Consider the following 26,220-nt stretch of genomic DNA (forward strand, 5'->3'; position numbering starts at 1 on the left):
GGCGCGAGGCCGGTCTGCCGCCTACTGTATTTCCTCCCAACGGGCGGACACTCAGGCGGCCGTGCGATTGGCACCACTCCCCTACGGGTCCCGCCCCGGATCCGCCCCCGGTCCGGCCCGTCCCGGCCCCCCCAAAAGCCCGGCCCGGCGGGCGCTCTCGCGGCGACCACCGGGCCGGGCAGTTGTAGCAGAACTGTCGAACAGAGGACGCTACGCGTCCACCGTCGCAGGCTCCTCGGCGGCGGCCGGCGGGGTCGCCTTCACCGAGTCGAGCAGCAGCTGGGCGACGTCGACCACCTTCAGGTGCTCCTTGGCGGCGCCCTCGTTCTTCTTGCCGTTGACCGAGTCGGAGAGCATCACCAGGCAGAACGGGCAGGCGGTGGAGACGATGTCCGGGTTGAGGGACAGCGCCTCGTCCACGCGCTCGGTGTTGATCCGCTTGCCGATGCGCTCCTCCATCCACATCCGGGCACCGCCGGCGCCGCAGCAGAAGCCGCGCTCCTTGTGCCGGTGCATCTCCTGCTGGCGCAGACCGGGGACCTTGTCCATGATCTCGCGCGGCGGGCTGTAGACCTTGTTGTGGCGGCCCAGGTAGCAGGGGTCGTGGTAGGTGATCAGGCCCTCGACCGGGTTGACCGGGACGAGCTTGCCCTCGTCGATCAGGTGCTGCAGCAGCTGGGTGTGGTGGATGACCTCGAAGTGGCCGCCCAGCTGCGGGTACTCGTTGGCGATGGTGTTGAAGCAGTGCGGGCAGGTGGCGACGATCCGCTTGACCGGCGCGTCCTCCAGGGCCGCGTTCAGCGTCTCGACGTTCTGCGCGCCGAGCATCTGGAAGAGGAACTCGTTGCCCAGCCGGCGGGCGGAGTCACCGGTGCAGGACTCCTCCTTGCCGAGGATGGCGAACTTCACGCCCGCGGTGTGCAGCAGCTCGGCGAAGGCCTTGGTGGTCTTCTTGGCGCGGTCCTCCAGGGCGCCGGCGCAGCCGACCCAGTAGAGGTACTCGACCTCGGCGGGGTCGATGTCCTCGCCGATCACCGGCACCTCGATGCCGGTCTCCTTCTTGAGCTCCTTGACCCAGTCCAGGCGGGCCTTGGTGGCCATGCCCCACGGGTTGCCCTTGTTCTCCAGGTTCTTGAGCATCGTCCCGGCCTCGGTCGGGAACGAGGACTCGATCATCACCTGGTAGCGGCGCATGTCGACGATGTGGTCGATGTGCTCGATGTCCACCGGGCACTGCTCGACGCAGGCGCCGCAGGTGGTGCAGGACCACAGGACGTCCGGGTCGATGACGCCGTTCTCCTCGGCGGTGCCGATCAGCGGGCGCTCGGCCTCGGCCAGGGCGGCCGCCGGGACGTCCTTGAGCTGCTCGGCGGTGGCCTTCTCCTCGCCCTCCATGTCCTTGCCGCCACCGGCCAGCAGGTAGGGCGCCTTGCCGAAGGCGTGCTCGCGCAGGCCCATGATCAGCAGCTTCGGCGAGAGCGGCTTGCCGGTGTTCCAGGCCGGGCACTGCGACTGGCAGCGGCCGCACTCGGTGCAGGTGGAGAAGTCGAGGATGCCCTTCCAGGAGAAGTGCTCGACCTGGGAGACGCCGAACACGGCGTCGTCGGCCGGGTCCTCGAAGTCGATCGGCTGACCGCCGCTGGTCATCGGACGCAGGGCGCCGAGCGCGGTGCCGCCGTCCTCCTCGCGCTTGAAGTAGATGTTGAAGAAGCCGAGGAAGCGGTGCCAGGCCACGCCCATCGAGGGGTTGATGCCGATGGTGGTCGCCCACGCGAACGAGATGCAGATCTTCAGCATCGCGAAGAGGTAGATCAGGTTCTCCAGCGTGCCGTGCGACAGGCCGCTGAAGGCGGAGACCAGCGGGTACGAGACCAGGTGCTCGGGCCCGTACGAGTCGACGCCGTTGAGGGCGCCCTCCAGGGCGCGCAGCATCAGGATGCAGAGGCCGATGCCGAGGATCGTGTACTCGACGTAGAAGGCCTGCCAGGCGATCGAGCCGGCGAAGCGGGACTTGCGGCCGGACCGGGACGGCAGGCTGAGCAGCCGGATCACGATCAGCGTCGCGATGCCCAGCGTGGTGAGGGTGCCGACGAGCTCGACGAAGAGCTGCCAGAGCATCCAGTGGCCGATGATCGGCAGCGCGAACTCGGCGTCGAAGAGCTGGCCGAAGGCGTTGACGATGGTCAGCACCAGGCTGAAGAAGCCGACCGCGACGAACCAGTGGGCGATGCCCACGATCCCCCAGCGGTTCATCCGGGTGTGTCCGACGAACTCGACCGCGACGGTCTTCACCCGCTGGGCGGGCTGACCGAAGCGGGTGGGGTCCGGCTGGCCGGTCCGTACCACTTTGTAGATGTATAGCGCCGCACGGGCGGCGAGCGCGGTGCCGATCACGAACGTGACCAGCGAGATGACGATCGCTGCTAGCTGCATCGGCTCTCCGTCTCCTGCGGCTTGCTGTTGAGCGGTCTTTGAACGGTCTTGCGTGGAAGGGATTGTACTCGCCGGTAACTTTCCGGGCCGACGGCCCGGACATTACCGCCCACCACCAGTCCTCCAGAAGGTTCCCAAGCTATGGCGGCAGTCACGTGGCGCCACACGCGCCGCGGCCGGCGACCACGGCCACGGCCAAGGCCAAGGCCACGGGAAGTCGCCGCGGCCTCGGGAAGGAGACCGCTCAGCAAAGTTGAGCGGCGGCGACTCATCCCTGTTGACGACACCCATCCGGTCATGCATCCTTGAGCCTGTAAAGCTCAACTCTTCCGTGGAGGTATTTACGATGGCACGCGCGGTCGGCATCGACCTCGGTACGACGAACTCGGTCGTCAGCGTTCTGGAGGGTGGCGAGCCCACCGTCATCACGAACGCCGAGGGCGCGCGGACCACGCCGTCCGTCGTCGCTTTCGCGAAGAACGGCGAGGTCCTGGTCGGCGAGGTGGCCAAGCGTCAGGCGGTCACCAACGTCGATCGCACCATTCGCTCGGTCAAGCGCCACATGGGCACCGGGTGGAAGATCAACCTGGACGGCAAGGACTTCAACCCGCAGCAGATCAGCGCCTTCGTGCTGCAGAAGCTGAAGCGGGACGCCGAGGCCTACCTGGGTGAGACCGTCACCGACGCCGTCATCACCGTTCCGGCGTACTTCTCCGACTCCGAGCGCCAGGCCACCAAGGAGGCCGGTGAGATCGCGGGCCTCAACGTCCTGCGCATCGTCAACGAGCCGACCGCGGCCGCCCTGGCCTACGGCCTCGACAAGGACGACCAGACCATCCTGGTCTTCGACCTCGGCGGCGGCACCTTCGACGTCTCCCTGCTGGAGATCGGCGACGGGGTCGTCGAGGTGAAGGCCACCAACGGTGACAACCACCTCGGTGGTGACGACTGGGACCAGAAGGTCGTCGACCACCTGGTCAAGGTCTTCCAGGCCGGCCACGGCGTCGACCTGTCCAAGGACAAGATGGCCCTGCAGCGTCTGCGCGAGGCCGCCGAGAAGGCCAAGATCGAGCTGTCCTCGTCCTCCGAGACCTCGATCAACCTGCCCTACATCACGGCCTCCGCCGAGGGCCCGCTGCACCTGGACGAGAAGCTCACCCGCGCCCAGTTCCAGCAGCTCACCTCCGACCTGCTGGAGCGCTGCAAGGTCCCGTTCCACAACGTGATCAAGGACGCCGGCATCTCGCTCTCCGAGATCGACCACGTCGTCCTGGTCGGCGGCTCGACCCGCATGCCCGCCGTCGCCGAGCTCGTCCGCGAGCTGACCGGCGGCAAGGACGCCAACAAGGGCGTCAACCCGGACGAGGTCGTCGCCATCGGCGCCGCGCTCCAGGCCGGTGTCCTCAAGGGCGAGGTCAAGGACGTCCTGCTGCTCGACGTCACCCCGCTGTCCCTCGGCATCGAGACCAAGGGCGGCATCATGACCAAGCTGATCGAGCGCAACACCACGATCCCGACCAAGCGCTCCGAGATCTTCACCACGGCCGAGGACAACCAGCCGTCCGTGCAGATCCAGGTCTACCAGGGCGAGCGCGAGATCGCGGCGTACAACAAGAAGCTGGGCATGTTCGAGCTGACCGGCCTGCCGCCGGCGCCGCGCGGCCTGCCGCAGATCGAGGTCACCTTCGACATCGATGCCAACGGCATCATGCACGTCGGCGCGAAGGACCTCGGCACCGGCAAGGAGCAGAAGATGACCGTCACCGGCGGCTCCGCGCTGCCGAAGGACGACATCGAGCGCATGATGCGCGAGGCCGAGCAGTACGCGGAGGAGGACCACAAGCGCCGCGAGTCCGTCGAGACCCGCAACTCCGCCGAGCAGCTCGTCTACTCGACCGAGAAGTTCATCGCCGACAACACCGACAAGCTCCCCGCCGACGTCAAGGCCGAGGTCGAGACCGCCATCGGCGAGCTCAAGGAGGCCCTGAAGGGCGAGGACATCGCGAAGATCCGCGAAGCCTCGGAGAAGGTCTCCACCACCGCGCAGAAGCTCGGCCAGGCGCTGTACGCCAACGCCGACGCCGCCGCCCCGGCCGGCGAGTCCACCCAGGCCAAGGACGACGACGTCGTCGACGCCGAGATCGTGGACGACGAGAAGCCCAAGGGCGGTGCGGCATGACGGACAAGCCGCAGGGCGGCAAGCCCGGCGACGACTCCGCCGCCGACGAGGCTGTGATCAAGGCCGCCGAGGAGGCCGCCGCAGCCGGCGCCGCCGACTCCGGCTCCGGTGCGGGCTCCGACGAACTCGCCACTGCCAAGCGGGAGTCGGCCGAGCGCACCGCCGACCTGCAGCGCCTGCAGGCCGAGTACCAGAACTACCGCAAGCGGGTCGAGCGCGACCGGCTGACGGTCCGCGAGATCGCGGTCTCCAACATCCTGGAGTCCCTGATCCCGGTGCTCGACGACATCGGCCGCGCCCGCGAGCACGGCGAGGTCACCGGCGGCTTCAAGTCCGTCGCCGAGTCCCTGGAGACGGTCGTCGCCAAGCTGGGCCTCCAGCAGTTCGGCAAGGAGGGCGAGCCCTTCGACCCGACCATGCACGAGGCGCTGATGCACAGCTACTCCTCGGACGTCACCGAGGACACCTGTGTGCAGATCCTCCAGCCCGGCTACCGCATCGGCGAGCGGATCATCCGCCCCGCCATGGTCGCCGTCGCGGAGCCCCAGCCGGGCACCCAGACCACGGCCGCGCCCGACGGCGAGGCGAAGTCCGGGGACGCGGACGCGGACAAGTCCGACGGTGGTTCGGACAGCTGACAACCTGTGACAGCTGACAACCAGTGCGCTGCGGAGTCGTACGCCGGCCAGTACGGCGGCCGGCTCCGCAGCGCGCTGTCAACAGCGCCCGGTGAAGCGGCTGTTGACAGCGCAGCGACGATGGACATCGGGAGGTGGCGGCAGCTATGAGCAAGCGCAGCGAGCGAATCGTTGAAAAACGAATCGTTGAAAGGCGCGTGTTGCGCGGAGCGGCTGCCGAGCGGAGCGAGGTGGACGCATGAGTGGCAAGGACTACGTGGAGAAGGACTACTACAAGGTCCTCGGCGTGCCCAAGGACGCCACCGCCGCCGAGATCAAGAAGACCTACCGCAAGCTCGCGCGCGAGTTCCACCCGGACGCCAACAAGGGTGACGTCAAGGCCGAGGAACGCTTCAAGGACATCTCCGAGGCCTACGACGTCCTGTCCGACGAGAAGCGCCGCAAGGAGTACGACGAGGCCCGCAGCCTCTTCGCCAACGGCGGCTTCCGGGCCGGCGGACCCGGCCAGGGCAACGGCAGCTACAACTTCGACTTCGGCGACCTCTTCAGCGGCAGCCAGAACACCGGCAGCGGCGGGCTCGGCGACGTCTTCGGCGGGCTCTTCAACCGCGGCGGCGGCCGGCAGGCCCAGCCCCGGCGCGGCGCCGACGTCGAGACCGAGGTGACCCTCGCCTTCGACGAGGCTGTCGACGGTGCGACCGTCCCGCTGCGGATGACCAGCCAGGCCCCCTGCCGCAGCTGCAACGGCACCGGCGCCAAGTCCGGCACCACCCCGCGGGTCTGCCCGACCTGCGTCGGCGCCGGCACCGTCAGCCGCGGCCAGGGCGCGTTCGCGCTCTCCGAGCCGTGCAAGGACTGCCGCGGGCGCGGCATGATCGTCGACGACCCGTGCGTCGACTGCCACGGCAGCGGCCGGGCCAGCTCCGCCCACACCATGCAGGTCCGCATCCCGGCCGGCGTCCAGGACGCCCAGCGCATCCGGCTCAAGGGCAAGGGCGCCCAGGGCGAACGCGGCGGACAGCCCGGCGACCTCTACGTCACCGTGCACGTCGGCCCGCACCCCGTCTTCGGGCGCAAGGGGGACAACCTCACCGTCACCGTCCCCGTCACCTTCCCCGAGGCCACCCTCGGCGCCACCATCGAGGTGCCCACGCTGAACGGGCCCGCCGTGAAGCTGAAGCTGCCCCCCGGCAGCGCCAACGGCCTCACCATGCGCGCCCGCGGCAAGGGTGCCACCCGCAAGGACGGCACCCGCGGCGACCTCCTCGTCACCGTCGAGGTCGTGGTGCCGCGGCACGTCACCGGGGACGCGCTGAACGCCCTGGAGCAGTACCGCGAGGCCACCGCCTCCGACGACCCACGAGCCGCCCTGTTCCGGGCGGCGAAGGGAGCGTGACGACCAGATGATCCCCGACAGCCCCATCGGCCCCGGCATCGGTGAAGGCCTGCCCGGCATCGGCTCCGGCCTGCCCGGCGACGGCCGCCGCACCCGGCGGCCCACCGCCCCGCCGCAGTACGTCCTCACCGAGGACACCCCGGTGTACGTCATCTCCGTCGCCGCCGAGCTCTCCGGCCTGCACCCGCAGACCCTCCGCCAGTACGACCGCCTCGGTCTGGTCAGCCCCGACCGCACCGCCGGCCGGGGCCGCCGCTACTCCGCGCGCGACATCCAGCAGCTGCGCGAGGTCCAGCGGCTCTCCCAGGACGAGGGCATCAACCTGGCCGGCATCAAGCGGATCATCGAGCTGGAGAACCAGGTCACCGCGCTCCAGTCCCGCATCGGCGAACTGGTCGACTCCCTCGAAGGCGCCACCAGCGCCCTCCAGCAGCGCGAGGCCGCCGTCCACGCCTCCTACCGCCGCGACCTCGTCCCCTACCAGCCCCCCACCCAGTCCAGCGCCCTGGTCGTCTGGCGCCCCAAACGCTGAGACTTGGCTGAACACCTCCGGCCGCCGGCTCCCCTCCACCCGGGGGGTGCCGGCGGCTTGATCGTGGTGAGAGAGTGCTGTCGAACAAATCTGGCCGCCCTCACCGATGCCACCCGATCTGGCATGCTGCACTGCGATTCCGGTATTGGTGCCCGGCAGGTAGTGCAGACACGGCCACGGCAAGGAGCCCGCAGATGAGTGGACGAGAACAGCCCAGTACCGCCGCGATTGGGCCCTCCGTCCTCTCGAAAGAAGCGCGGGAGTTGTATCTGGCGGTCATCCGCGAGAACGGACGGCTTCCGAAGGACTCCGACCTCGCCAGGGCGGGCGGGGCCCAGGAGGAGTTGGTGGCCATAGGCCTTCTGGTCGCCGACACCGACGAGCCCGGTGTCCTCGTCGCGGTCGACCCCCAGCAGCTGTCCGAGAGCCTCTCCGTGACCTGGCAGCGCCAGGCGCTCGACCTGCTCACCCGCGCGTCGGCCCTCGCCACCGATCTCCACGACCTGACGGCCGCCTACCACTCACCGGAGCAGGCCGGCGGCGCGATCGAGTACGTGCGGGGGAAGGTGCTGATCAACCAGCGGGTGCAGCAGATCGTCGCCAGCGCCTCGGAGGAGATCCTCGCCGCCCAACCCGGCGGGCCGCGCCCGTCGGAGGCGCTCACCGGCATCCTCACCCGCGACCTCGAAGCCCTCCGCCTGGGCATCACGCTCAGGACGATCTACCACCCGAGCACCCGGTACCACGCTCCCACCAGGGAATACGTGGCCACGATAACCAAGGCCGGCGGACGGTTCCGGACGCTGGAGGAGCCCTACACGCGATTGATCGTCATCGATCGCCGAATCGCGGTCATCCCCATCGCCGAGGACCTCAATCTGGCTGCCTTCGTGCACGATCGGGCCGTCATCAGCTACCTGATCAGCGAGATCTTCGAGCGGAACTGGAGCCGGGCGCTGGACTTCGACGGCGCGCGCGCCGTTCCGCAGCAGGTGGTCTCCGGGATGCGGCAGACGATCATCGACCTCATGCTCGAAGGCGTGAACCACCGGGTGATCGCCCGCAGACTCGGCATCAGTGAAAGGACGCTCGCGCGGCACCTGGCCGAGATGCGCGACGAGCACAATGTCGAGTCGCTCTTCCAACTCGGGTACGCATTGGCCAGGAACAGCGTTCCGACCGACTCCGACAGCTATCACTGACCAAGCGTCGCGGCGGTCTCAGTTCCAGATCGTGTCATTGGCCAGCGCCATGGTCTTCGGCGCTGCCGCATCGTGGGAAACCCCGATGTTCCAGATCGTGTCGTCGGCCGGACTCGAACCGCTGCTGATGAAAAGCGCCAGACCCACAACGACTGGAACCAGGACAAACCGCACCACCCGGCGTATCCGAGACATGGTGCCCCCTCTCTTTGTTTAAGACTTGACGCGGGTACCCAGCCATTGTTTCGAACAACCTGCCACATAATGCCGCAAGCCCATGCCGGAAGCCAGGGGGCCTGCTACCCCAGTGCGTCATCTCTCTGCCAGGCATCGAGATGACACCACGGCTCTGTGGACGGTGGCGACGGTCGACAGAGACGATCAGTGCACTCCCCAACCCCTCTCGCGGGAGGGGGAAGACGGGGACACCACAAACAACATGTCCATGACTAGTTCGTTTCGACCACAACGAATGCACAGCAGCATTCCGATAGTCACCACCCAACGGGGCGATCGGCCTGGTTGGCACCTATCCCCGGAGTCGACAATGAGTGAGCCCTACCTGCGAGAGCACGCCGGACAGACCCCCGAGGGCCGGCGTGCGCGTGTGTTCCTGGCCGCGCCGCTGATGCGGCTGACCGGGCCCGCGGACAGTGTGGTGACGCTCGCCAGCCGGACGCGGCTGACGACGCTCCGTACCACCCTGCTCCGCAGCGGTGCCGCCGTGTACAGCGCGCACCACAGTGATGCCTGGACCGTCGCCGGGCAGGCGCCGGAGCCCCGGGTGCCGTCCGACTTCCGGGCCCTGCAGTCCGCGGACCTCGTGTTCGCCTACGTCGGGGCGCCGCTGTCGGCCGGGGTGAGCCTGGAGCTGGGGTGGGCGTCGGCGCTGCGGAAGCCGATCGTCCTCCTCGTCGACGAGGCCATCACGCACAACCCGCTGATCGCCACCATCGAGCAGGTCGCCCCCGTCCTGCCGCTGGTCTTCGACGACACCTGGTCGCAGGAGGCCCTCAACCACACCGTGGAGACCGCGCTCGACTGGGCCGGCATGGCGCTGTCCCTGCGCGAGGGCTTCTGGACCGCCCCCGGTGAGCAGTTCAACGTCCCCCGGCAGCAGCCCCCCGTCGTCGGCCGGGCCGGCTACTGGCCGACCAGCGCCGCCACCGGCTGAACAGCGCTCACCCATCGGGCTCCCCCGTCCGGGCGCCCCGCAGCTGCCAGCCCAGCTGGAACAGCGTCTCCGCGTCGTGCAGTTCGCGCAGCCGGGCGATGTGGCCGGCCACCGTCCGCTCGCTGAGGCCGAGGCGCCCGGCGATGGCGCGCTGGGTGAGGCCCTGGGCGAGGAGCCGGTCGACCTGCTCGTGGGCCGTCGACTCGGGAGCGGACGCCTGGTCGGCGCTCCAGAGGAGGCGGCCTGAGCGGGCCCAGTCCCGTTCGAACACGGCCAGGAAATGGTCGACGGTCGCCGGATCCTCGATGAAGGTCGCGCTCCGGAGGTCGTCGGCGGACTGGAGCACGGCGATCCGGCGGTCGAAGATGTGCAGGTGGCGGAACGGCTCGGCCAGGACCCGGAAGCGGGCGCCCAGTTCGGTGCCGCGGGCGGTGTGGTCGGCGGTCGCCTGGTCCCGGACGGCGCCGGGTGCGTAGATCACCCGGATCCGGCCGCCCCGGCCGCAGAACCGGCCGATCCGTTCCAGGGCCTCCTCCAACTGGTGGGCGTGGCGGGGCCGGCCGGGCTGGGCGACGAGGATCTCCTGGCGGCAGGCCGCCTCCACCTCGGTGAACCGCCGGATGACCGCGCCGAGGCCCTGGACGTGATGCACCGTACCGGCGCGGTCGGTCGGGCGCGGGGCCGTGTCGTAGGCCTTGGTCAGGTCGTCGAGGGCCTGCGGGAGTTGGGCGGCCTGGACGAGCAGCCGGGTGCCTTCGGCCCGGAGCTCGGCACTGATCCGGTCGCCGACCGTCCGCGGGTTGACGGCGGTGCAGACGTCGGATTCGGGCCGGGCGAGCAGCAGCCCGAGCGCGAGCAGGTGTTCCAGGGCCGGTCGGTCGGCGTCGGCCACCTCGGCCCGGTCGATCCAGCCGCCGCGCCGGAGGATGCGCAGGTACAGGTCGTGTGCGGCCTGGTCGGGCCGCTCGGCGCCGCGCCCGTGCATCACGGCACCCGCCGACGGGCGGCGTCGGCCGCCGACCGGAGCTGCCAGCCGAGTTGGAAGAGCGTCTCGGCGTCGTACAGTTCGCGCAGCCGGGCGATGTGGCCGGCCACCGTGCGTTCGCTCAGGCCGAGGCGGGTGGCGATGGCGCGCTGGGTGAGGCCCTGGGCGAGGAAACGGCCGACCTGGTCGGGCAGGGAATCGGCTGGTTCGGTGGCTTCCGGGCCACGGGACCAGCGGACCCGGGCGGCGCGCTGCCAGTCGCGTTCGAAGGCGTCGGCCATGAAGTCGACCACCACCGGGTCCTCGACGAAGGCCGCGCGGCTGTTGTCGGACGCGGCGGGGATGACGGCCACCTTCCGGTCGTAGATCAGGACCCGCCGGAACGGCTCGCCCAGCACCCGGTACCGGCAGCCGATCTCGGCGGACGCGGCGGCGAAGGCGGCGGTCGCCGGGTCTGCGGCCGCCGCCGGCTCGTAGATGCCCCGGACGGTGCCGCCGCGCTCGGCGAGCCGCCGCATCCGGTCGAGGGCGTCCGGGAGCCCCTCGACGGGCCGGGCACCGCCGGGCTGGGCGGACAGCATCTCCTGCGAGCACTCGGCGTCGAGTTGGGCCAGGCGCAGGCGGATCTGTTCGAAGCCGTGCACGTACGTGACATCGACGGAGCACTCGGGGTGGCGCGGCGTGACGTCGAAGGCCTGCGCCAACTCGGCGAACCGCTCGGGTGCTTCGTCCGCCCTGGCCAGCAGTTCGCCACCCACGGAACGCAGTTCGGATCCGATCCGGCCGATGACGACACGCGGGTTCACCGCGGCGTAGGCCGCGTCCTCGACCCTCGGGACGACCAGTCCGAGGTCGAGCAACCGCCCCAGGACCGGTTCGTCAGCCGGAGTCAGGTCGGCCGCCCGGAGGATGCCGCCGTTGCCGACGACGGCGAGGTACAGCGCCCGGGCGGCGTCGTCGGGCAGGGGGGAGGTCGACGGATCGGTCATGGGGATCCCCCCGGAGCCGCCCGCCGAGGTGGACGAGGGTACGGGCGCGGGGCGGGCCGGTCGGCTGGGGCCCGCTCGGCGGGGCCGGGTTCATCGGTCATCGCGGGCGCCTCTCATCAGCCAGCCGAGTTGGAAGAGGGTCTGGGCGCCGTGGCGGTCGCGGAGGCGGGAGATGTGGGCGGCGACGGTGCGTTCGCTGAGGCCGAGGCGGGTGGCGACGGCGCGCTGGGTGAGGCCTCGGGCGAGGAGCCGGCCGACCCGGTCGGGGATGGTGCGGGTGGGGCCGAGGGCGGCGGAGGTTTCGGCGGTTTCGGCGCGGGCCCAGTCGCGTTCGAAGGCGCCGACCAGGAAGGTGATGGCGGCCGGGTCGGTGATGAAGGCGGCCGTGCTGTTGTCGTCGTTGGCGGAGATCACGGCGACGGTGCGGTCGAAGACGAGCAGCCGCTGGAACGGCTCGTCGAGGACACGGATGAGGGAGCCGTGCTGGGTGACCTCTTCGACGTAGGCGAGGGCGGGCGGGTCGGCGAGGGCGACGGGCTGGTAGATGGTGCGCAGGGAGCAGCCGCGCTGGAGCAGGTGGAGGTCCTGGAGGAGGGCGACTTGCAGGGTGCCGGCGGGGCGGTGGCCGGGTTGGGCGGCGAGGACTTCGGAGCGGCAGTCGGAGGCGAGCTGGGAGATCCGCTGGCGGATGTGGACGTGGCCCTCGACGTGGACGGCGCCGCCGGCCCGGCCGGAGGGCCGGGGCATCGCGTCGTAGGCGCGGGTGAGGCCGTCGAGGGCGCCCGGGAGGTTCTCCGCGCGGACCAGCAGCCTGGTCGCCTCGCTGCGGAGTTCGGCGCCCAGGCGGTCGGTGACGGAGCGCGGGCTGACGGCGGTGTAGCAGTGGTCCATCGGGTTGGCGATGAGCAGGCCGAGGTCGACGAGCTGCTGGAGCGCGGCCTGGCCGGTGTCCTGGGTGTCGGTGAACGGGATGCGGCCGCCCCGGGCGAGGATCGCCAGGTACAGCTGCCGGGCGGCCTCGTCGGGTTCCTCGCCCGGTGGCTGTCCGTGCTGCGGCGCGACCGCCGGTTCCGCCGTCACGTCGCACACTCCCTGCCGGATGCTTCTCCCTCGTCGCCGCGCCCGCGCCGTCGGGCGCGGGGCTCGGCGGTCACGGTACCGGGCTCGACGTCGGCCCCCGGGGCCCGGGTGCCGTCGCACTCCGGGGTGTCCTGGGGGCCGACGTCGCCACGCCCGTGCCCAGGCGCTTCCGTCGAGGCGGAGCAGCAACGCCTCGACGGCTCCGGTTCCGGGGGCCATCACCACACATGGCGCCCCGGCCGGCGCTCTTCCCCCCCGTTTCACGCGTGCGGGACGTTGCACCCGTGGTCAGTTCCGAAGAGCAAGTCGCCACCATCGGGCTGCGGTGCCCGGACGGCCTGGCGTGACTCCACCCTCACAGCGTGACGGCCGGTGAACAAGTGTCGCCCGAGTGCAGGTTCGCGCAATTGCAGCTATCTGCACGACGGGTGCGGCGGGAGGGGTCGAGCGGCGGGCCGGGTTCCGGTAAAGGCCGAGGCCAGCGCGGTGCCCGGGTGGTCACCGCCCGTACGGTCGGTCGGCCGTGCGCGGTCGGGCCGCGGGTGCGGGTTCCTGCAACGGCGGCGTGCCGCGGGAGGAGTCAGGCACGCCCCAGCAGGCGTCCCCGGGCGAGCCCGGCGGCGGTCCCGCCGGCGGCGAGCACCCAGGCGGTGGCCAGCAGCAGGTAGAGCCCGGCGGCGATCGCGGTGAAGCCGCCGAACCCGGTGTGCCGGGCGAGCGCGGAGGCGCCGGTGACGCAGGTGCCGATCGGGAAGGTGTACGCCCACCAGGTCATCGCGAACGGCATGCCGGCCCGGCGGGCGCGCAGGTTGGCGGTGAGCGCGACGGCCAGCCAGAGCATCGCGACGCCGAGCACCGCGACGCCGTACAGCTCCGCGAAGGGGAGCATGGCGGGGGCCAGCGCGGGCAGCACCGGGCGGGCGGCGTCGGCGAGTTGGTGGACGGCGGTGACGGACTGGCCGAGCGGGCCGAGCACCAGGAACAGCGAGGGGGTGAGCACCAGGGTGGGCAGCTTGCTGTGGAACAGCCCGGTGAAGACCACCGGCAGCAGCACCAGGGTGGCCAGCAGGCCGATCCCGAAGAGGGCCCAGCAGGCGTACAGCATGGCCTGCTGCGGCAGCCCGGCCGGCAGGTGCGGGACGAGGGCCGGGCCGGTGGCGGAGGCGACCAGCGGGGCGACCACCGGCAGCAGCCAGGTCGGGTTGGCTTCCAGGGCGGAAACCGGGTGCCGGGTGATCATCAGGTACGGGATGCCGCCGGCGACGGCCAGCGCGTACAGGGTGCCGACGCCCCACAGCACGGCGTCGACGGCGACCGCGGGGCCGGTGCCGATCACCCGGGAGCCGAGCAGCAGGGTGCCGAGGCCGACCGAGAGCAGGGCCATCGGCGGGCAGCCGTAGAAGACGGCGGTGGCCGGGTTGTCCAGCAGCTGGGTGCGGGCGGCCTCGCGGTGCCGGGTGAGGTGGACCAGCCGGGCCGCGCCCAGCACCAGCAGGGCCGCGAGTCCGAGCGCCCACATCACCTCGCCGAAGCCGATCAGCCCGGGCAGCCGGAGCGGCAGGACGGCCGCGCCGTTGCCCAGGATCGCGGTGCCCATGACGGCGGCGTACCAGTTGGGGCCGAGCTGGGCGAGGTCGAGGCGGGCACCCAGCGAGGAACGGGAGGGGCGGGAGGAACGGGAGGGGCGGGTGAGCGGGCGGGCATCGGCCAGGGTGGACATGGTTCCACCGTGCCGCCCCGCACCGGGCTCCGGTAGCGCCCCGGGTTCTATGAGGACATAGCCTGGACCTATGGCCCTCTCCCCCCGCGTCCCTGAGCTCGGCGCCCTGGAACTGCTGCTCGCGGTGGCCCGGCTGGGCAGCGTCGGGCGGGCCGCGGCCGAACTGGGCGTGAGCCAGCCGACCGCCAGCGCGCGGATCAAGGGCATGGAGCGGCAGATCGGCGTCCCGCTGCTGGAGCGCTCGCCCCGGGGCAGCCGGCCGACCGAGGCGGGTCGGCTGGTGGTCGAGTGGGCCGGGCACGTGGTGGAGGCGGCGCAGGCGCTGGACGCCGGGATCGACGCGCTGCGCGAGCGGCGGGACGCCAAGCTGCGGGTGGTGGCCAGCCTGACCGTCGCCGAGTACCTGATGCCGGGCTGGCTGCTGGCCCTGGCCGAGGCCAGTCCGGGCACGGCGGTGACGCTGCGGACGGCGAACTCGGCGGAGGTCGCCGGGCACGTGCTGGCCGGGGACGCCGACCTCGGCTTCGTCGAGGGCCCGTCCACCCCGCCCGGGCTGGCCGGCGCGGTGGTGGCGGCGGACCGGCTGGTGGTCGTGGTGGCGCCCGGCCACCCGTGGGCGCGCCGCCGGGCGCCGCTGACCGGGCCGGAGCTGGCCGCCACCCCGCTGGTGCTGCGCGAGTCGGGCTCGGGCACCCGGGAGGTGCTGGAGATGGCGCTGGCGCCGTACGGGGGCACGGTGCGGCCCCGGCTGGAGCTGGCCTCGTCCACCGCGCTGAAGGCGGCGGCGATGACCGGGGCCGGGCCGGTCTGCCTGAGCGAGCTGGCGGTGATGGAGGAGTTGGCCGTCCGGCGGCTGGTGGCCGTGCCGCTGGCCGAGGGGCTGGACCTGCGACGGCCGCTGCGCGCGGTGTGGCCGGCCGGGCAGCGGCCGAGCGGGCCGGCCCGGGAACTGCTGGGGCTGACCCGCCGGACGCCCCGCGCGCAGCGGCCGCCCCGGGCGGAACGGGTGGAACGCGCGGAACGGGCGTAAGAACTTGAGCGGAATAGACTCAACTTAGTGCATGCTGTACGTAGCAGCGTTGAAGGACGACGAGGGAGGACCCCCCAGCAGTGGACGCCAGCAAGTTCACCACCAAGACGCAGGACGCCCTGTCCGCCGCGATCCGGCAGGCGGGCGCGGCCGGGAACCCGGACGTCAAGCCGGTGCACATCCTGATCGCCCTGCTGGAGCAGCCCGAGGGCATCGCCCGGCCGCTGCTGGAGGCGGTCGGGGCGGACGTCACCCGGATCGACGCGGAGGCCCGCCGCCAGCTGGCCGCCCTGCCCAGCGCGATGGGCTCGACGGTCGCCGCGCCGCAGCTCTCCCGGGACACCCTCGCGGTGCTCACCGAGGCCGGCAAGCGCGCCGACGACCTGGACGACCAGTACGTCTCCACCGAGCACCTGATGGTCGGCCTGGCCGCCGAGGGCGGGCCGGTCGCCGAACTGCTGGCACGGCAGGGCGCGACGGCGAAGGACCTGCTCGCCGCGTTCAAGGACGTGCGCGGCAGCGGCCGGGTGACCTCTCCGGATCCGGAGGGCACCTACAAGGCGCTGGAGAAGTACGGCACCGACCTGACCCAGGCCGCCCGGGACGGCAAGCTCGACCCGGTGATCGGCCGGGACCAGGAGATCCGCCGGGTCGTCCAGGTACTCTCCCGCCGGACCAAGAACAACCCGGTGCTGATCGGCGAGCCGGGCGTCGGCAAGACCGCGGTGGTCGAGGGCCTGGCCCAGCGCATCGTCGCCGGCGACGTGCCGGAGTCGCTGCGCGGCAAGCGGCTGGTCGCGCTGGACCTCAGCGCGATGGTCGCGGGCGCCAAGTACCGCGGCGAGTTCGAGGAGCGGCTGAAGGCCGTCCTGAACGACATCAAGCAGAGCAACGGCCAGGTCGTCACCTTCATCGACGAGCTGCACACCATGGTCGGCGCGGGCGCCGGCGGCGACTCCGCGATGGACGCCGGCAACATGCTCAAGCCGATGCTGGCCCGCGGCGAGCTGCGGATGGTCGGCGCCACCACGCTGGACGAGTACCGCGAGCGGATCGAGAAGGACCCGGCCCTGGAGCGCCGCTTCCAGCAGGTGCTGGTCGGCGAGCCCAGCGTGGAGGACTCGATCGCCATCCTGCGCGGCCTCAAGGGCCGCTACGAGGCGCACCACAAGGTGCAGATCGCGGACGCCGCGCTGGTCGCCGCGGCCACCCTGTCCAACCGCTACATCACCTCCCGCTTCCTGCCCGACAAAGCGATCGACCTGGTCGACGAGGCGGCCTCCCGGCTGCGGATGGAGATCGACTCCTCACCGGTCGAGATCGACGAACTCCAGCGCTCCGTCGACCGGTTGAGGATGGAGGAGCTGGCCCTGGAGAAGGAGTCGGACGCCGCCTCGATCGACCGGTTGGCCCGGCTGCGGCGCGATCTCGCCGACAAGAACGAGCAGTTGAGCGCCCTGACTGCGCGCTGGGAGCAGGAGAAGAAGAGCCTCAACCGGGTCGGCGAGCTCAAGGAGCGGCTGGACGACCTGCACGGCGCGCTCGAACGGGCCCAGCGTGACGGGGACTTCGAGCGGGCGTCGAAACTGATGTACGCGGAGATCCCGGCCGCCGAGACGGAGCTCACCGAAGCCCAGGAGCGGGCGGCCGACCAGGACGCCTCCGCCTCGATGGTGAAGGAGGAGGTCGGCCCGGACGACGTGGCCGACGTGGTCGCCTCCTGGACGGGCATCCCGGCCGGCCGCCTGCTGGAGGGCGAGAGCGCCAAACTCCTGCGCATGGAGGAGGAGTTGGGCCAGCGCCTGATCGGCCAGGCGGAGGCCGTGCGGGCGGTCTCGGACGCGGTGCGCCGCACCCGTTCCGGCATCGCCGACCCGGACCGCCCGACCGGCTCGTTCCTCTTCCTCGGCCCGACCGGCGTCGGCAAGACCGAACTCGCCAAGGCCCTGGCCGACTTCCTCTTCGACGACGAGCGGGCCATGGTCCGGATCGACATGAGCGAGTACGGCGAGAAGCACTCCGTCTCCCGCCTGGTCGGCGCCCCGCCCGGGTACATCGGCTACGAGGAGGGCGGCCAGCTCACCGAGGCGGTCCGCCGCCGCCCGTACAGCGTGGTGCTGCTGGACGAGGTGGAGAAGGCCCACCCGGAGGTCTTCGACGTCCTGCTCCAGGTGCTGGACGACGGCCGGCTCACCGACGGCCAGGGCCGCACGGTGGACTTCCGCAACGCGATCCTGATCCTCACCTCCAACCTGGGCTCCCAGTTCCTGGTCGACCCGGCCACCCCGGAGGACCGGAAGAAGGCCCTGGTGCTGGACTCCGTCCGGGCCGCGTTCAAGCCCGAGTTCCTCAACCGGCTGGACGACATCGTGGTCTTCGACCCGCTGGGCACCGCCGAGCTGAGCCGGATCGTCGACCTCCAGGTGGCCCGCCTCGGCGACCGGCTGCGCGAGCGGCGGCTCACCCTGGACGTCTCCGAGGCCGCCCGCGACTGGCTGGCCCTCACCGGCTACGACCCGGCGTACGGCGCCCGCCCGCTGCGCCGGCTGGTCCAGTCCGCGATCGGCGACCAGCTGGCCCGGGCCATCCTGTCCGGCCAGGTGCACGACGGGGACACCGTCCTGGTCGAGCGGGACGAGGAGGGCGACCGCCTCACCGTCCGCAGCCGCGGACCGCTGGAGAAGTAGCACCACCAGCCCGGGCCGCCCGCACGACAGCGCGGACGGCCCGGGCAACACCCTTGCCGCATAGCACAGTTGACGGCCCACTCGGCTACGGCCGCACCCCGCCGCACCCCGCCGGAGCCTCGGCAGCGACGGCCCTCCAACCGGACACGCTCCGTCACCATCACCGCTCGCGGCGGGCGTCGGAGCGCCCCGGACGAAGATCGACGCGTGGCCGGGTGCCCCTGTGAGGCAGGCCCCGGATGAGGCAGGATGGGAAGTGGAAAGGGCGGCCTCTCATTGCCGGCCACCACGTGCACTGAGGAAGAGGACCCCATGAGCATCGACCCGTCGTCCATCCCGTCGTTCGGCGCACCCCAGGGTGGCGGCCAGCCCGGCGACCAGGGGCGGCCGGCCGGCCCGCCGCCGATCATCGTCCCGGACCAGGGCCTGGTGGCCCAGCTGCTGGACCAGATGCAGCTCAAGCACGTCGTGGACGAGGAGGGCGACCTCACCGCTCCCTGGGAGGGCTTCCGCGTCTACTACATGTTCCGCGGCGAGCAGAAGGAGCTCTTCGCGGTGCGCGCCTTCTACGACCGCGCGTACCCGCTGGAGAAGAAGGGCGAGATCCTCGACCTCATCGACGAGTGGAACCGCGAGACCCTCTGGCCCAAGGTCTACACCCACACCCACGAGGACGGCGTGGTCCGCCTGATCGGCGAGGCCCAGATGATCGTCGGCACCGGCGTCAACCTGGACTACTTCGTCACCACCACCGCCAACTGGACCCAGGCCGCCGTCGGCTTCGAGCAGTGGATCGTCGAGCGCCTCGGCCTGCAGAACGAGATCGAGGGCGAGGACGGCGAGACCCCCGAGGGCACCAACGAGGCGTGACCCTGCCCGCCCCGCGAGCGCACGGCCCGACCACTTGGCCCCAGGTGGTCGGGCCGTCCTTGTCCCCGGCCCCCGGCTGACCCAGGATGGGGCCGACGACGACGCGTGAGGAGCCACCGATGGGCAACAGGCCGCTGCTGAACCGCCGACTGGCCGGCATGGGGACGACCATCTTCGCCGAGATGTCCGCCCTGGCCACGGCCACCGGCTCGATCAACCTCGGCCAGGGCTTCCCCGACACCGACGGCCCGGCCTCGGTGGCCCGGGCCGCTGCCGACGCCGTGCTGAACGGGCGCGGCAACCAGTACCCGCCCGGCCCCGGCATCCCCGAGCTGCGGCAGGCCATCGCCGAGCACCAGCAGCGCTTCCACGGACTCGGCTACGACCCGGACACCGAGGTGCTGGTCACCGCCGGCGCCACCGAGGCCATCGCCGCCACCCTGCTCGCCCTGCTGGAGCCCGGTGACGAGGTGATCGCCCTCGAACCCTTCTACGACTCCTACGCCGCCTGCATCGCGATGGCCGGCGCCACCCGCCGCCCGCTCACCCTGCGCGCCCCGGACTTCCGCCCCGACCTGGACGAACTGCGCGCCCTGATCACCCCGCGCACCCGCCTGCTGCTGATCAACACCCCGCACAACCCGACCGGCACCGTGCTCACCGCCGACGAGCTGGCCGCCATCGCCGCCCTCGCCGTCGAGCACGACCTGCTGGTCGTCACCGACGAGGTCTACGAGCACCTCGTCTTCGGCGCCACCCACCACCCGATCGCCGCCCTGCCCGGCATGCGCGAGCGCACCGTCTCCATCTCCTCCGCCGGCAAGACCTTCTCCTTCACCGGCTGGAAGGTCGGCTGGGTCACCGCGAACCCGGCCCTGGTCACGGCCGTCCGCACGGCCAAGCAGTACCTCACCTACGTCAGCGCCGGCCCCTTCCAGTACGCCGTCGCCGAGGCACTGCGGCTGCCCGACAGCTACTTCGACGGCTTCCGCGCCGACCTGCTCCGCAAGCGCGACCTGCTGGTCGACGGGCTCACCGCGGCCGGCTTCCGGGTGTTCACCCCCGAGGGCACGTACTTCATCACCACCGACATCACCCCGCTCGGCGAGAAGGACGGCATCGAGTTCTGCCGCGCCCTGCCGGAGCGCTGCGGCGTCGTCGCCATCCCGAACGCCGTCTTCTACGACAACACCGAGGCCGGCCGCAGCCTGGTCCGCTTCACCTTCTGCAAGCGGGACTCCGTGCTGGAGGAAGCGGTGTCACGGCTCCAGCGCCTCTGAGCCGTCGCCCGGCCGCTGCCCGAGGCCAGACAGGTGGGCGTTCAGGATCGCCCGGGCCTCGGGTGCGGTGAGGCGGCCGACGAGGACGTGCGTGGTGAGCCCGTCGGCAAGGGCCAGCAGCGTCTTCGCCTCCCGGGCGGCGTCCGGCCCGGCCGCCGGCGACGCCTCGGCGATCAGCCGGGCGAACAGGCCCTCCAGGGCCGCGTAGTCGGCGTTCAGCGGGCCCGCCAGCCGCTCGTCGACGGCGGCCTGCGCGACGAAGGCCAGCCAGACCCGCGCCTGGGAGCGCTGTCCGTCGCCGAGCAGCGCCGCCTCGGCGGCCGCGTGTGCCAGGAGGGCGGCGGGCGAGGGCGCCGGGTCGTCGGCGGGGTACGCCCGGACCCGGGCGGTGATCCGCTCACCGACGTAGCCGAGGGCGAAGCGGAGCATCTCGTCCTTGGTGCGGAAGCAGCGCTGGACGGCGCCGGTCGACACCTGCGCGCGGTCGGCCACGTCGCGCAGGGTCACCCCTTCCAGGCCTCGTTCGTCGGCGAGCCGGCAGACGGCCTCGGCGATCCGCCGACGCCGGCCGTCGTGGTCCACCTGTCTGGGCACGGGCTCCCCCTCCGGTTTATTCGATGCACTCGTATCGGTTCCCAGGCTACGGTACCGATACGAGCGCATCGGAACGAGGAGGGGAGTACGTCATGCAGGACGCCCTGTGGCGACTGACGGCCACCGCGCAGGCGGCGGCGGTACGCGGCAAAGAGGTCTCGGCCGTCGAACTGCTCGACAGCCACCTGGAGCGGATCAGCGCGGTGAACCCGCAGGTGAACGCCGTCACCCAGGTCCTGGCGGAGCGCGCCCGGATGCAGGCCCGGGAACTCGACCGGCGCCTGGCCGCGGGCGAGGACCCCGGCCCGCTGGCGGGCGTGCCGTTCACCGTGAAGGAGACCACCGCCATCGAGGGCGTGGCCACCACCTTCGGGGTGCCGCGCTTCCGCGACCTGGTGGCGCGGGCCGACGCTCCCCCGGTCGCCCGGCTGCGCGCGGCCGGGGCCGTGCCGATCGGGCACAGCAACATGCCCACCATGATCCTGGCCGGGATGCACACCCGCAGCGAGCTCTACGGCGACACCGCCAACCCGTGGGACCGCAGCCGCACCCCGGGCGGGAGCAGCGGCGGCGACGGCGCGGCCGTCGCGACCGGCCTGGCCGCGCTCGGGCTCGGCAACGACTCCGGCGCGTCCGTCCGCGTCCCGGCCGCGTTCTGCGGGGTCGCCGGGCTGAACCCGTCCAACGGCCGGTTCCCCGCCGACCACCGCGCGTTCGGGCCGCAGGACCCGGGGCCGGCCTCCCAGTGGCTGGTCGCCGACGGCCCGCTCGCCCGGAGCGTCGCCGACCTCCGGCTGGCCTACGAGGTGCTGGCCGGCCCCGATCCGCGCGACCCGCGCGCCCTGCCCGTGCCGCGCTACGGCGAGCCGCTGCCCGGGCCGGTGAAGGTCGCGGTGGTGGCCGATCCGGGCGGCCACGGCGTCCACCCGACGGTCCGGGCCGCGGTCGAACGCGCGGCGGCGGCGCTGCGGGACGCCGGGTACGACGTGCGCGAGGTGGCGGACGTCCCGCGGCTCGACGAGGCCCTGGAGGTGTGCGACCGGATCACCATGACCGAGTTCGCACCCAAGTGGCCCGCCGTACGCCCCCTGCTCGGCCCGGGCGGCGACCGCTACATCGAGCTGACGATGGCCCGGACCCCGCCCGCGACCGCCGCCGAGCTCATGGAGCTGATGGGGAGCTGGCTGGGCATCCGCCGCTCCTGGGCCGAATTCCTGGACGAGTACCCGCTGCTGCTCGGACCGGTGTTCACCGAACCGCCGGTCGAACCGGGCATCGAGTCCCGGGACGCGGCCGGGTGGGAGCTGGTCCGCACGGCGATGCGGCTGTGCAAGGTGACCAGCTTCGCGGGGCTGCCCGCGGTGGCGGTGCCCACCGGCCTGGCCGACGGGCTGCCGACCGGGGTGCAGCTCGTGGGGCGGGCGTTCCGGGAGGACCTCTGCCTGGAGGCGGCCCAGGCGGTCGAGGACCGGCTCGGGGTGCTCGCGCCGATCGACCCCCGGCCGTGAGGGGAGCAATGATGGCCCGGCGAGTGGGCCCAGTTCTTCTCAACTCGCCTGACAGTCATGGCTGGTTGACGTCTGGTTGACGATTGAATGATGTCTGTGAGGCAATTCCTTCGGCCTCGACGGAACGCTCCGACCGCCCTGCCCGCCCGGTGCGTGCAGGGCGGCGGCGCACAAGGCGTGCACCCGGCGCACTACCAGCGTGCACGGCGCACGACCCGGTCGTAGGGGCGCGCGCTGTGCAGAGTCGCACACCGGGTCGATCAGAGCCGGGAAGCAGGTGTGCTCGAAACGGTGAATGCTTGACAAAGTTGGGTAAATCACCGGCGGACCCGGCGTATTCATGCTTCTCTGCTGCTGAATCTCCAGCCGGAATCCCTCCTTCCACGGTCGGCCGCGCCCAGGGCCGCACAGCCACGAACAGCCTCGCCATCGCCTAGGCCTACTCGGTGCTGCTCGGCGGGCGCGCACGGAGCTGAAACGCGGAGCCGAGCATGCTCACCACACTGCAGACCTCCTACACGGACACCCGCGCCGGTGACCTGGCCTGGTGCCTGGGCGGCGACCCGCTGCCCGCTCTCGCGGTCCGCGACCTGAGACTCGACGGAGGCGGCCACCCCACCGCGTCCGGCACCCTCCAGCTGCGACTGCTCGGCGCTTCGCACCAGGTGGTGATCGCCGCCGGCCCCGGCGAGTGCCTGGAGACCGTCGCCTGCCTGCCCGGCCGCCGCACCCCGCTGCCGGCCCGGGTGGCCAAGCAGGTCGGCGGCTGGGAGTACGAGTTCGCGGCCCGGATCGAGGCGCTGCCCCCGCACGACTTCGCGGCCCGCGCGCAGGAACTGCTGGCCCTGGTCGAGGGCCACCCGCGCGGCCTGGCCGGGGTGTTCCCGGGCGACCCGAGCGCCTTCACCGCGCTGGTCACCCAGGGCGGCGCCGACCGGCTGCTCTGGCGGACCTGGCACGCCTACCCGCAGGAGGGCCGGCTGGTCTGCACCCGCTCCTCGCTGGTGGTGTCCGGGGCATGACCGCCAGCCGTCCGAGCAGGGTCGCCGATCCCGCCATGGCCTATGAATCGTACGCAGGAACGATTCGTCAATCCGGCGTCCCACACTGTCCGTCGAATGGGCGCAGCTATCCGTCCCGAACGTCCCCTAGCGTTTGTTCGTGATCAACCATCCGGCCGGTCCACCCGCCCGCTCGCGAGTGGACCTCGACGACGGCGCCCCACCTCGGCCCGGGCGGAGCCTCGCCCCCCTGCCCGCCCGCCGTCGGTCCCGGCTGCGCTCCCACCCCCGGCTGGCCCGCCTCACCGTCCTGCTGGCCGCGTTCGTCTGCGCGGCCTGCGGACTCGTCTACGAACTCGAACTCGTGGCGCTCGGCGACTACCTGCTCGGGGACTCGGTCACCCAAACCTCCGTCGTGCTCTCCGTCATGGTGTTCGCGATGGGCCTCGGCTCGCTCCTCGCCAAACGCCTCACCCGGCAGCCCGCCACCGCCTTCGCCCTGGTCGAATGCGCCCTCGCGCTCACCGGCGGCCTCTCCGTCCTCGCGCTCTACTCCTGCTGGGCCTGGATCGGCCGCTACCAGGCCGCCATGGTCGGCCTCACCTGCCTCATCGGCATCCTCATCGGCGCCGAGATCCCGCTCCTGATGACCCTCATCCAGCGGATCCGGCGCGAGGACGCCGGCCGCGCCGCCGCCGACCTCTTCGCCGCCGACTACGTGGGCGCGCTGATCGGCGGCCTCGCCTTCCCCTTCCTCATCCTCCCCGGCCTCGGGCCCGGCGACGGCGCCCTCGTCACCGGCGCCGTCAACGCCGTCGCCGGAGCCGCCGTCGTGCTCTGGCTCTTCCGCGAGGAACCCGCCCCCCGGATACGGCTCCTGCTCTGGGGCGGCTGCGCGCTCGTCCTCGCCCTGCTCGCCGCGGCCGCCGCCGGCTCCGGTGCCATCGAACGCGCCGCCCGGCACGCCCTCTACGGTGCGCAGGTCCGCTTCGCCGCCCGCAGCCGCTCCCAGGAGATCGTGCTCACCGGCCCCACCGAAGGCCCGCTCCGGCTCTACCTGAACGGCCGCCTCACCGTCTGCGGACCGGACGAGTACCGCGGCAACGAGGCCCTGGTCCACCCGGCGATGGCCGCCGGCCCGGACGCCCGCGTCCTGCTCCTCGGCGGCGGCGACGGCCTCGCCCTGCGCGAGGTGCTCCGGCACCGCGGCGTCCGCTCCGTCCGGCTCGTCGACGCCGACCCCGCGCTCCCCCGGCTCGCCCGCACCGACCCCGGGCTCGCCGCCCTCACCGACCACTCCCTCGACGACCCCCGCGTCCACGCCACCGCCGCCGACCCGATGGCCTGGCTGCGCGGCGCCGCCACGGCCGACGGACCGTACGACGTGGTGCTCGCCGACCTGCCCGCGCCCGCCGACGGCGGACCGGTCACCTTCCACTCCCAGGAGTTCTACGGCCTCGCCACCCGGCTGCTCTCCCCCGGCGGCCGCGTCGCCGTCCGGGCCGGCGGCGACCCGGACGGCCTCTGGCCGATCGAGTCCGGCCTGCGGACGGCGGGACTGCAGACCGTCCCGTACTCCGTCCAGGGCAGCGCCACCGCGAGCTGCCGCCCCGACCCGCCGGGCGCCGCCCAGACCTTCCTCCTCGCGGCCGCCGCCCGGCCCCCGCTCACCCTCGCCCCCGACGCCCCACCGCCCCGCGCCCTCACCCCCGACGGCCTCCGCGGCTCCGCCACCCGCCTCGCCGCCCTCCGCCCCGCCCACCCCCCGGCCGCCCTCACCCTGCTCGGCCCCCGCTGAGCCGGGGGCGCGGGGCTGGACACCGGTGGTCCGGGGAAGTCGGGTGGCGGTGGGTGGGGACCGGGCGGGGTTGGGTCGGTAGGCTCCCTGACATGGAGCATGAGGTTGTCGTCCCGATGCCCGCCGAGTTGGTGCGGCAGGCCTTGCAGGATCCGGCTCTGCTGGCCCGTAGCGTGCCGGGGCTGAGCACCGAGCCGGCCGCGGTCGGCGGTGGGCCGGCGGAGGAGATCGGCGGCCGGCTGAAGCTGCGGATCGGCGGCTCCACCATCACGTACAGGGGCGTGCTGTCCCTGATCGAGGGGCGCGAGGGCGTGCTGACCGTGTTCGCCGAGGGCCAGGAGGCCCGTGGCAGCGGCGAGGCGACCGCCACCGTCCGGGTCAGCGTCGCGGACGGCGCCGAGGACGGTACCGCGGTGGTCCGCTTCACCGGCGACCTGAGCGCCACCGGCCGGCTCACCGAGTTCGACGAGGAGACCCTCGACGCCGCCGGCCGCCGTCTGCTGGACCGGTTCGCCACCGCGCTCGCCTCCCCGGACGCCGAGCCGGAGAGCGAGAGCGACGGCGACGGCGACGGCGACGGCGACGGCGAGAGCGACCCGGAGACCGGTGGCGAGGCCGGGGCCGAGGGCGGGACCGAGACCGACGCCGGCGTGGTGTTCATCGAGGAGCACCAGGACCAGCCCGGCGACGACCTCGACGACGACCTGTCCGACCTGATCGCCTTCTCCGACGCCGACGCCGAGCGCTTCGGCCTGCCCACCGGCGGCGGCGACGGGGACGGGCCCGAGGAGGGCGTCGCCGAGGAGCTCCCCGCCGAGCCGCTCTTCGAGTACGAGGAGGGGCCGGCGGGCGGCGGCCCGGTGCGCCGCAGCATCGTCGGCCGGTCGGCCGAGGAGGTGGACCACGCGCCGCCGCGCGGGCGGTACGCCCCGGCGCTGCCGGCCCGTAGTGCCCGGGCCCGGGCGGCGTCCCGCTGGGGCGGCGAGGCCGGCGGGATCGTGGTGCCGGGTTCGGGCGGCCGCAGCGCGGTGCCGTGGGTGATCGGCGGCGGGGTCGCGCTGCTGGGTGGCGCCGTGGTGCTGGTCAGGGCCTTGCGTCGGCGCTGACCGGCGGGAGAGGGCCTA

21 protein-coding genes are annotated in these 26,220 nt (G+C 72.4%); 14 read left to right on the forward strand and 7 right to left on the reverse strand.

What is annotated here, in order from left to right:
* Positions 1-210 precede the first annotated feature (210 nt).
* Positions 211-2,433, reverse strand: coding sequence for a (Fe-S)-binding protein (locus AB0P03_RS05190; protein WP_363619455.1), 2,223 nt, complete (start codon positions 2,431-2,433; stop codon positions 211-213).
* A 346-nt stretch (positions 2,434-2,779) separates the two neighbouring features.
* Here AB0P03_RS05190 and dnaK point away from each other — a divergent pair, with 346 nt between their 5' ends.
* The 5 genes from dnaK to AB0P03_RS05215 all read left to right on the forward strand — a co-directional run bounded on the left by dnaK (position 2,780) and on the right by AB0P03_RS05215 (position 8,380).
* Positions 2,780-4,612 (forward strand): molecular chaperone DnaK, encoded by a 1,833-nt coding sequence (gene dnaK / locus AB0P03_RS05195; RefSeq protein WP_350876573.1) that lies wholly within the window; start codon positions 2,780-2,782, stop codon positions 4,610-4,612.
* Positions 4,609-5,250, forward strand: coding sequence for a nucleotide exchange factor GrpE (gene grpE, locus AB0P03_RS05200; RefSeq protein ID WP_363627869.1), 642 nt, complete (start codon positions 4,609-4,611; stop codon positions 5,248-5,250). The genes dnaK and grpE overlap by 4 nt, the downstream gene beginning before the upstream one ends.
* 238 nt (positions 5,251-5,488) lie before the next feature.
* The gene (dnaJ, locus tag AB0P03_RS05205; RefSeq protein WP_363579807.1) at positions 5,489-6,646 is read left to right on the forward strand and encodes a molecular chaperone DnaJ; all 1,158 of its coding nucleotides are present in this window, start codon (positions 5,489-5,491) and stop codon (positions 6,644-6,646) included.
* A gap of 7 nt (positions 6,647-6,653) precedes the next feature.
* Positions 6,654-7,178 (forward strand): helix-turn-helix domain-containing protein, encoded by a 525-nt coding sequence (locus AB0P03_RS05210; RefSeq protein WP_363579808.1) that lies wholly within the window; start codon positions 6,654-6,656, stop codon positions 7,176-7,178.
* Between the two features lie 194 nt (positions 7,179-7,372).
* On the forward strand, positions 7,373-8,380 hold the full coding sequence (locus tag AB0P03_RS05215; RefSeq protein WP_363579809.1) for a helix-turn-helix domain-containing protein: 1,008 nt from the start codon (positions 7,373-7,375) through the stop codon (positions 8,378-8,380).
* A gap of 18 nt (positions 8,381-8,398) precedes the next feature.
* On the opposite strand, the gene AB0P03_RS05220 is transcribed toward AB0P03_RS05215, so the two are convergent.
* Positions 8,399-8,557: a hypothetical protein gene (locus AB0P03_RS05220; RefSeq protein WP_363627870.1), complete on the reverse strand. Its 159-nt coding sequence runs from the start codon at positions 8,555-8,557 to the stop codon at positions 8,399-8,401.
* 370 nt (positions 8,558-8,927) lie between these two features.
* Between AB0P03_RS05220 and AB0P03_RS05225 the strand changes: the two genes are divergently transcribed.
* Entirely contained in the window at positions 8,928-9,554 is a 627-nt protein-coding gene (locus tag AB0P03_RS05225) for a hypothetical protein (RefSeq protein ID WP_063348539.1), read from the forward strand.
* A 7-nt stretch (positions 9,555-9,561) separates the two neighbouring features.
* Here AB0P03_RS05225 and AB0P03_RS05230 read toward each other — a convergent pair whose 3' ends face one another.
* The 4 genes from AB0P03_RS05230 to AB0P03_RS05245 all read right to left on the reverse strand — a co-directional run bounded on the left by AB0P03_RS05230 (position 9,562) and on the right by AB0P03_RS05245 (position 14,328).
* The gene (locus tag AB0P03_RS05230) at positions 9,562-10,539 is read right to left on the reverse strand and encodes a LuxR C-terminal-related transcriptional regulator (protein ID WP_363627871.1); all 978 of its coding nucleotides are present in this window, start codon (positions 10,537-10,539) and stop codon (positions 9,562-9,564) included.
* Positions 10,539-11,528, reverse strand: a complete 990-nt coding sequence (locus AB0P03_RS05235) for a LuxR C-terminal-related transcriptional regulator (RefSeq protein WP_363579812.1) — start codon at positions 11,526-11,528, stop codon at positions 10,539-10,541. Before AB0P03_RS05235 ends, AB0P03_RS05230 begins: the two co-directional genes overlap by 1 nt.
* Positions 11,529-11,618: 90 nt before the next feature.
* On the reverse strand, positions 11,619-12,608 hold the full coding sequence (locus tag AB0P03_RS05240) for a LuxR C-terminal-related transcriptional regulator (RefSeq protein WP_363579813.1): 990 nt from the start codon (positions 12,606-12,608) through the stop codon (positions 11,619-11,621).
* A 580-nt stretch (positions 12,609-13,188) separates the two neighbouring features.
* Positions 13,189-14,328 carry a TDT family transporter gene (locus AB0P03_RS05245; protein WP_363627872.1) on the reverse strand — a complete coding sequence of 380 codons (1,140 nt, stop codon included), beginning with the start codon at positions 14,326-14,328 and terminating at the stop codon, positions 13,189-13,191.
* 70 nt (positions 14,329-14,398) lie between these two features.
* On the opposite strand from AB0P03_RS05245, the gene AB0P03_RS05250 reads away from it, so the two are divergent.
* The 4 genes from AB0P03_RS05250 (at position 14,399) to AB0P03_RS05265 (ending at position 20,195) form a co-directional block, all read left to right on the forward strand.
* Positions 14,399-15,358: a LysR family transcriptional regulator gene (locus tag AB0P03_RS05250; RefSeq protein ID WP_363627873.1), complete on the forward strand. Its 960-nt coding sequence runs from the start codon at positions 14,399-14,401 to the stop codon at positions 15,356-15,358.
* A gap of 80 nt (positions 15,359-15,438) precedes the next feature.
* The gene (clpB, locus tag AB0P03_RS05255) at positions 15,439-18,045 is read left to right on the forward strand and encodes an ATP-dependent chaperone ClpB (RefSeq protein WP_363627874.1); all 2,607 of its coding nucleotides are present in this window, start codon (positions 15,439-15,441) and stop codon (positions 18,043-18,045) included.
* A 312-nt stretch (positions 18,046-18,357) separates the two neighbouring features.
* Positions 18,358-18,915, forward strand: coding sequence for a YbjN domain-containing protein (locus AB0P03_RS05260; RefSeq protein WP_363627875.1), 558 nt, complete (start codon positions 18,358-18,360; stop codon positions 18,913-18,915).
* 119 nt (positions 18,916-19,034) lie between these two features.
* The gene (locus tag AB0P03_RS05265) at positions 19,035-20,195 is read left to right on the forward strand and encodes a pyridoxal phosphate-dependent aminotransferase (RefSeq protein WP_363627876.1); all 1,161 of its coding nucleotides are present in this window, start codon (positions 19,035-19,037) and stop codon (positions 20,193-20,195) included.
* Here AB0P03_RS05265 and AB0P03_RS05270 read toward each other — a convergent pair.
* Positions 20,175-20,789, reverse strand: coding sequence for a TetR family transcriptional regulator C-terminal domain-containing protein (locus AB0P03_RS05270; protein WP_363627877.1), 615 nt, complete (start codon positions 20,787-20,789; stop codon positions 20,175-20,177). The genes AB0P03_RS05265 and AB0P03_RS05270 overlap by 21 nt on opposite strands.
* A 92-nt stretch (positions 20,790-20,881) precedes the next feature.
* On the opposite strand from AB0P03_RS05270, the gene AB0P03_RS05275 reads away from it, so the two are divergent.
* From AB0P03_RS05275 to AB0P03_RS05290, 4 genes are all read left to right on the forward strand, one after another.
* Positions 20,882-22,297 (forward strand): amidase, encoded by a 1,416-nt coding sequence (locus tag AB0P03_RS05275; protein WP_363627878.1) that lies wholly within the window; start codon positions 20,882-20,884, stop codon positions 22,295-22,297.
* Between the two features lie 491 nt (positions 22,298-22,788).
* A complete protein-coding gene (locus tag AB0P03_RS05280; protein WP_363579821.1) occupies positions 22,789-23,319 on the forward strand; it encodes a DUF2617 family protein in 531 nt (176 codons plus the stop codon).
* 139 nt (positions 23,320-23,458) lie between these two features.
* Positions 23,459-25,096 carry a polyamine aminopropyltransferase gene (locus tag AB0P03_RS05285; RefSeq protein WP_363627879.1) on the forward strand — a complete coding sequence of 546 codons (1,638 nt, stop codon included), beginning with the start codon at positions 23,459-23,461 and terminating at the stop codon, positions 25,094-25,096.
* Between the two features lie 92 nt (positions 25,097-25,188).
* A complete protein-coding gene (locus tag AB0P03_RS05290; RefSeq protein ID WP_363627880.1) occupies positions 25,189-26,202 on the forward strand; it encodes an SRPBCC family protein in 1,014 nt (337 codons plus the stop codon).
* Positions 26,203-26,220: the final 18 nt, after the last annotated feature.

Source organism: Kitasatospora sp. NPDC088779, from assembly GCF_040685395.1.
Taxonomy (GTDB): Bacteria; Actinomycetota; Actinomycetes; order Streptomycetales; family Streptomycetaceae; genus Kitasatospora.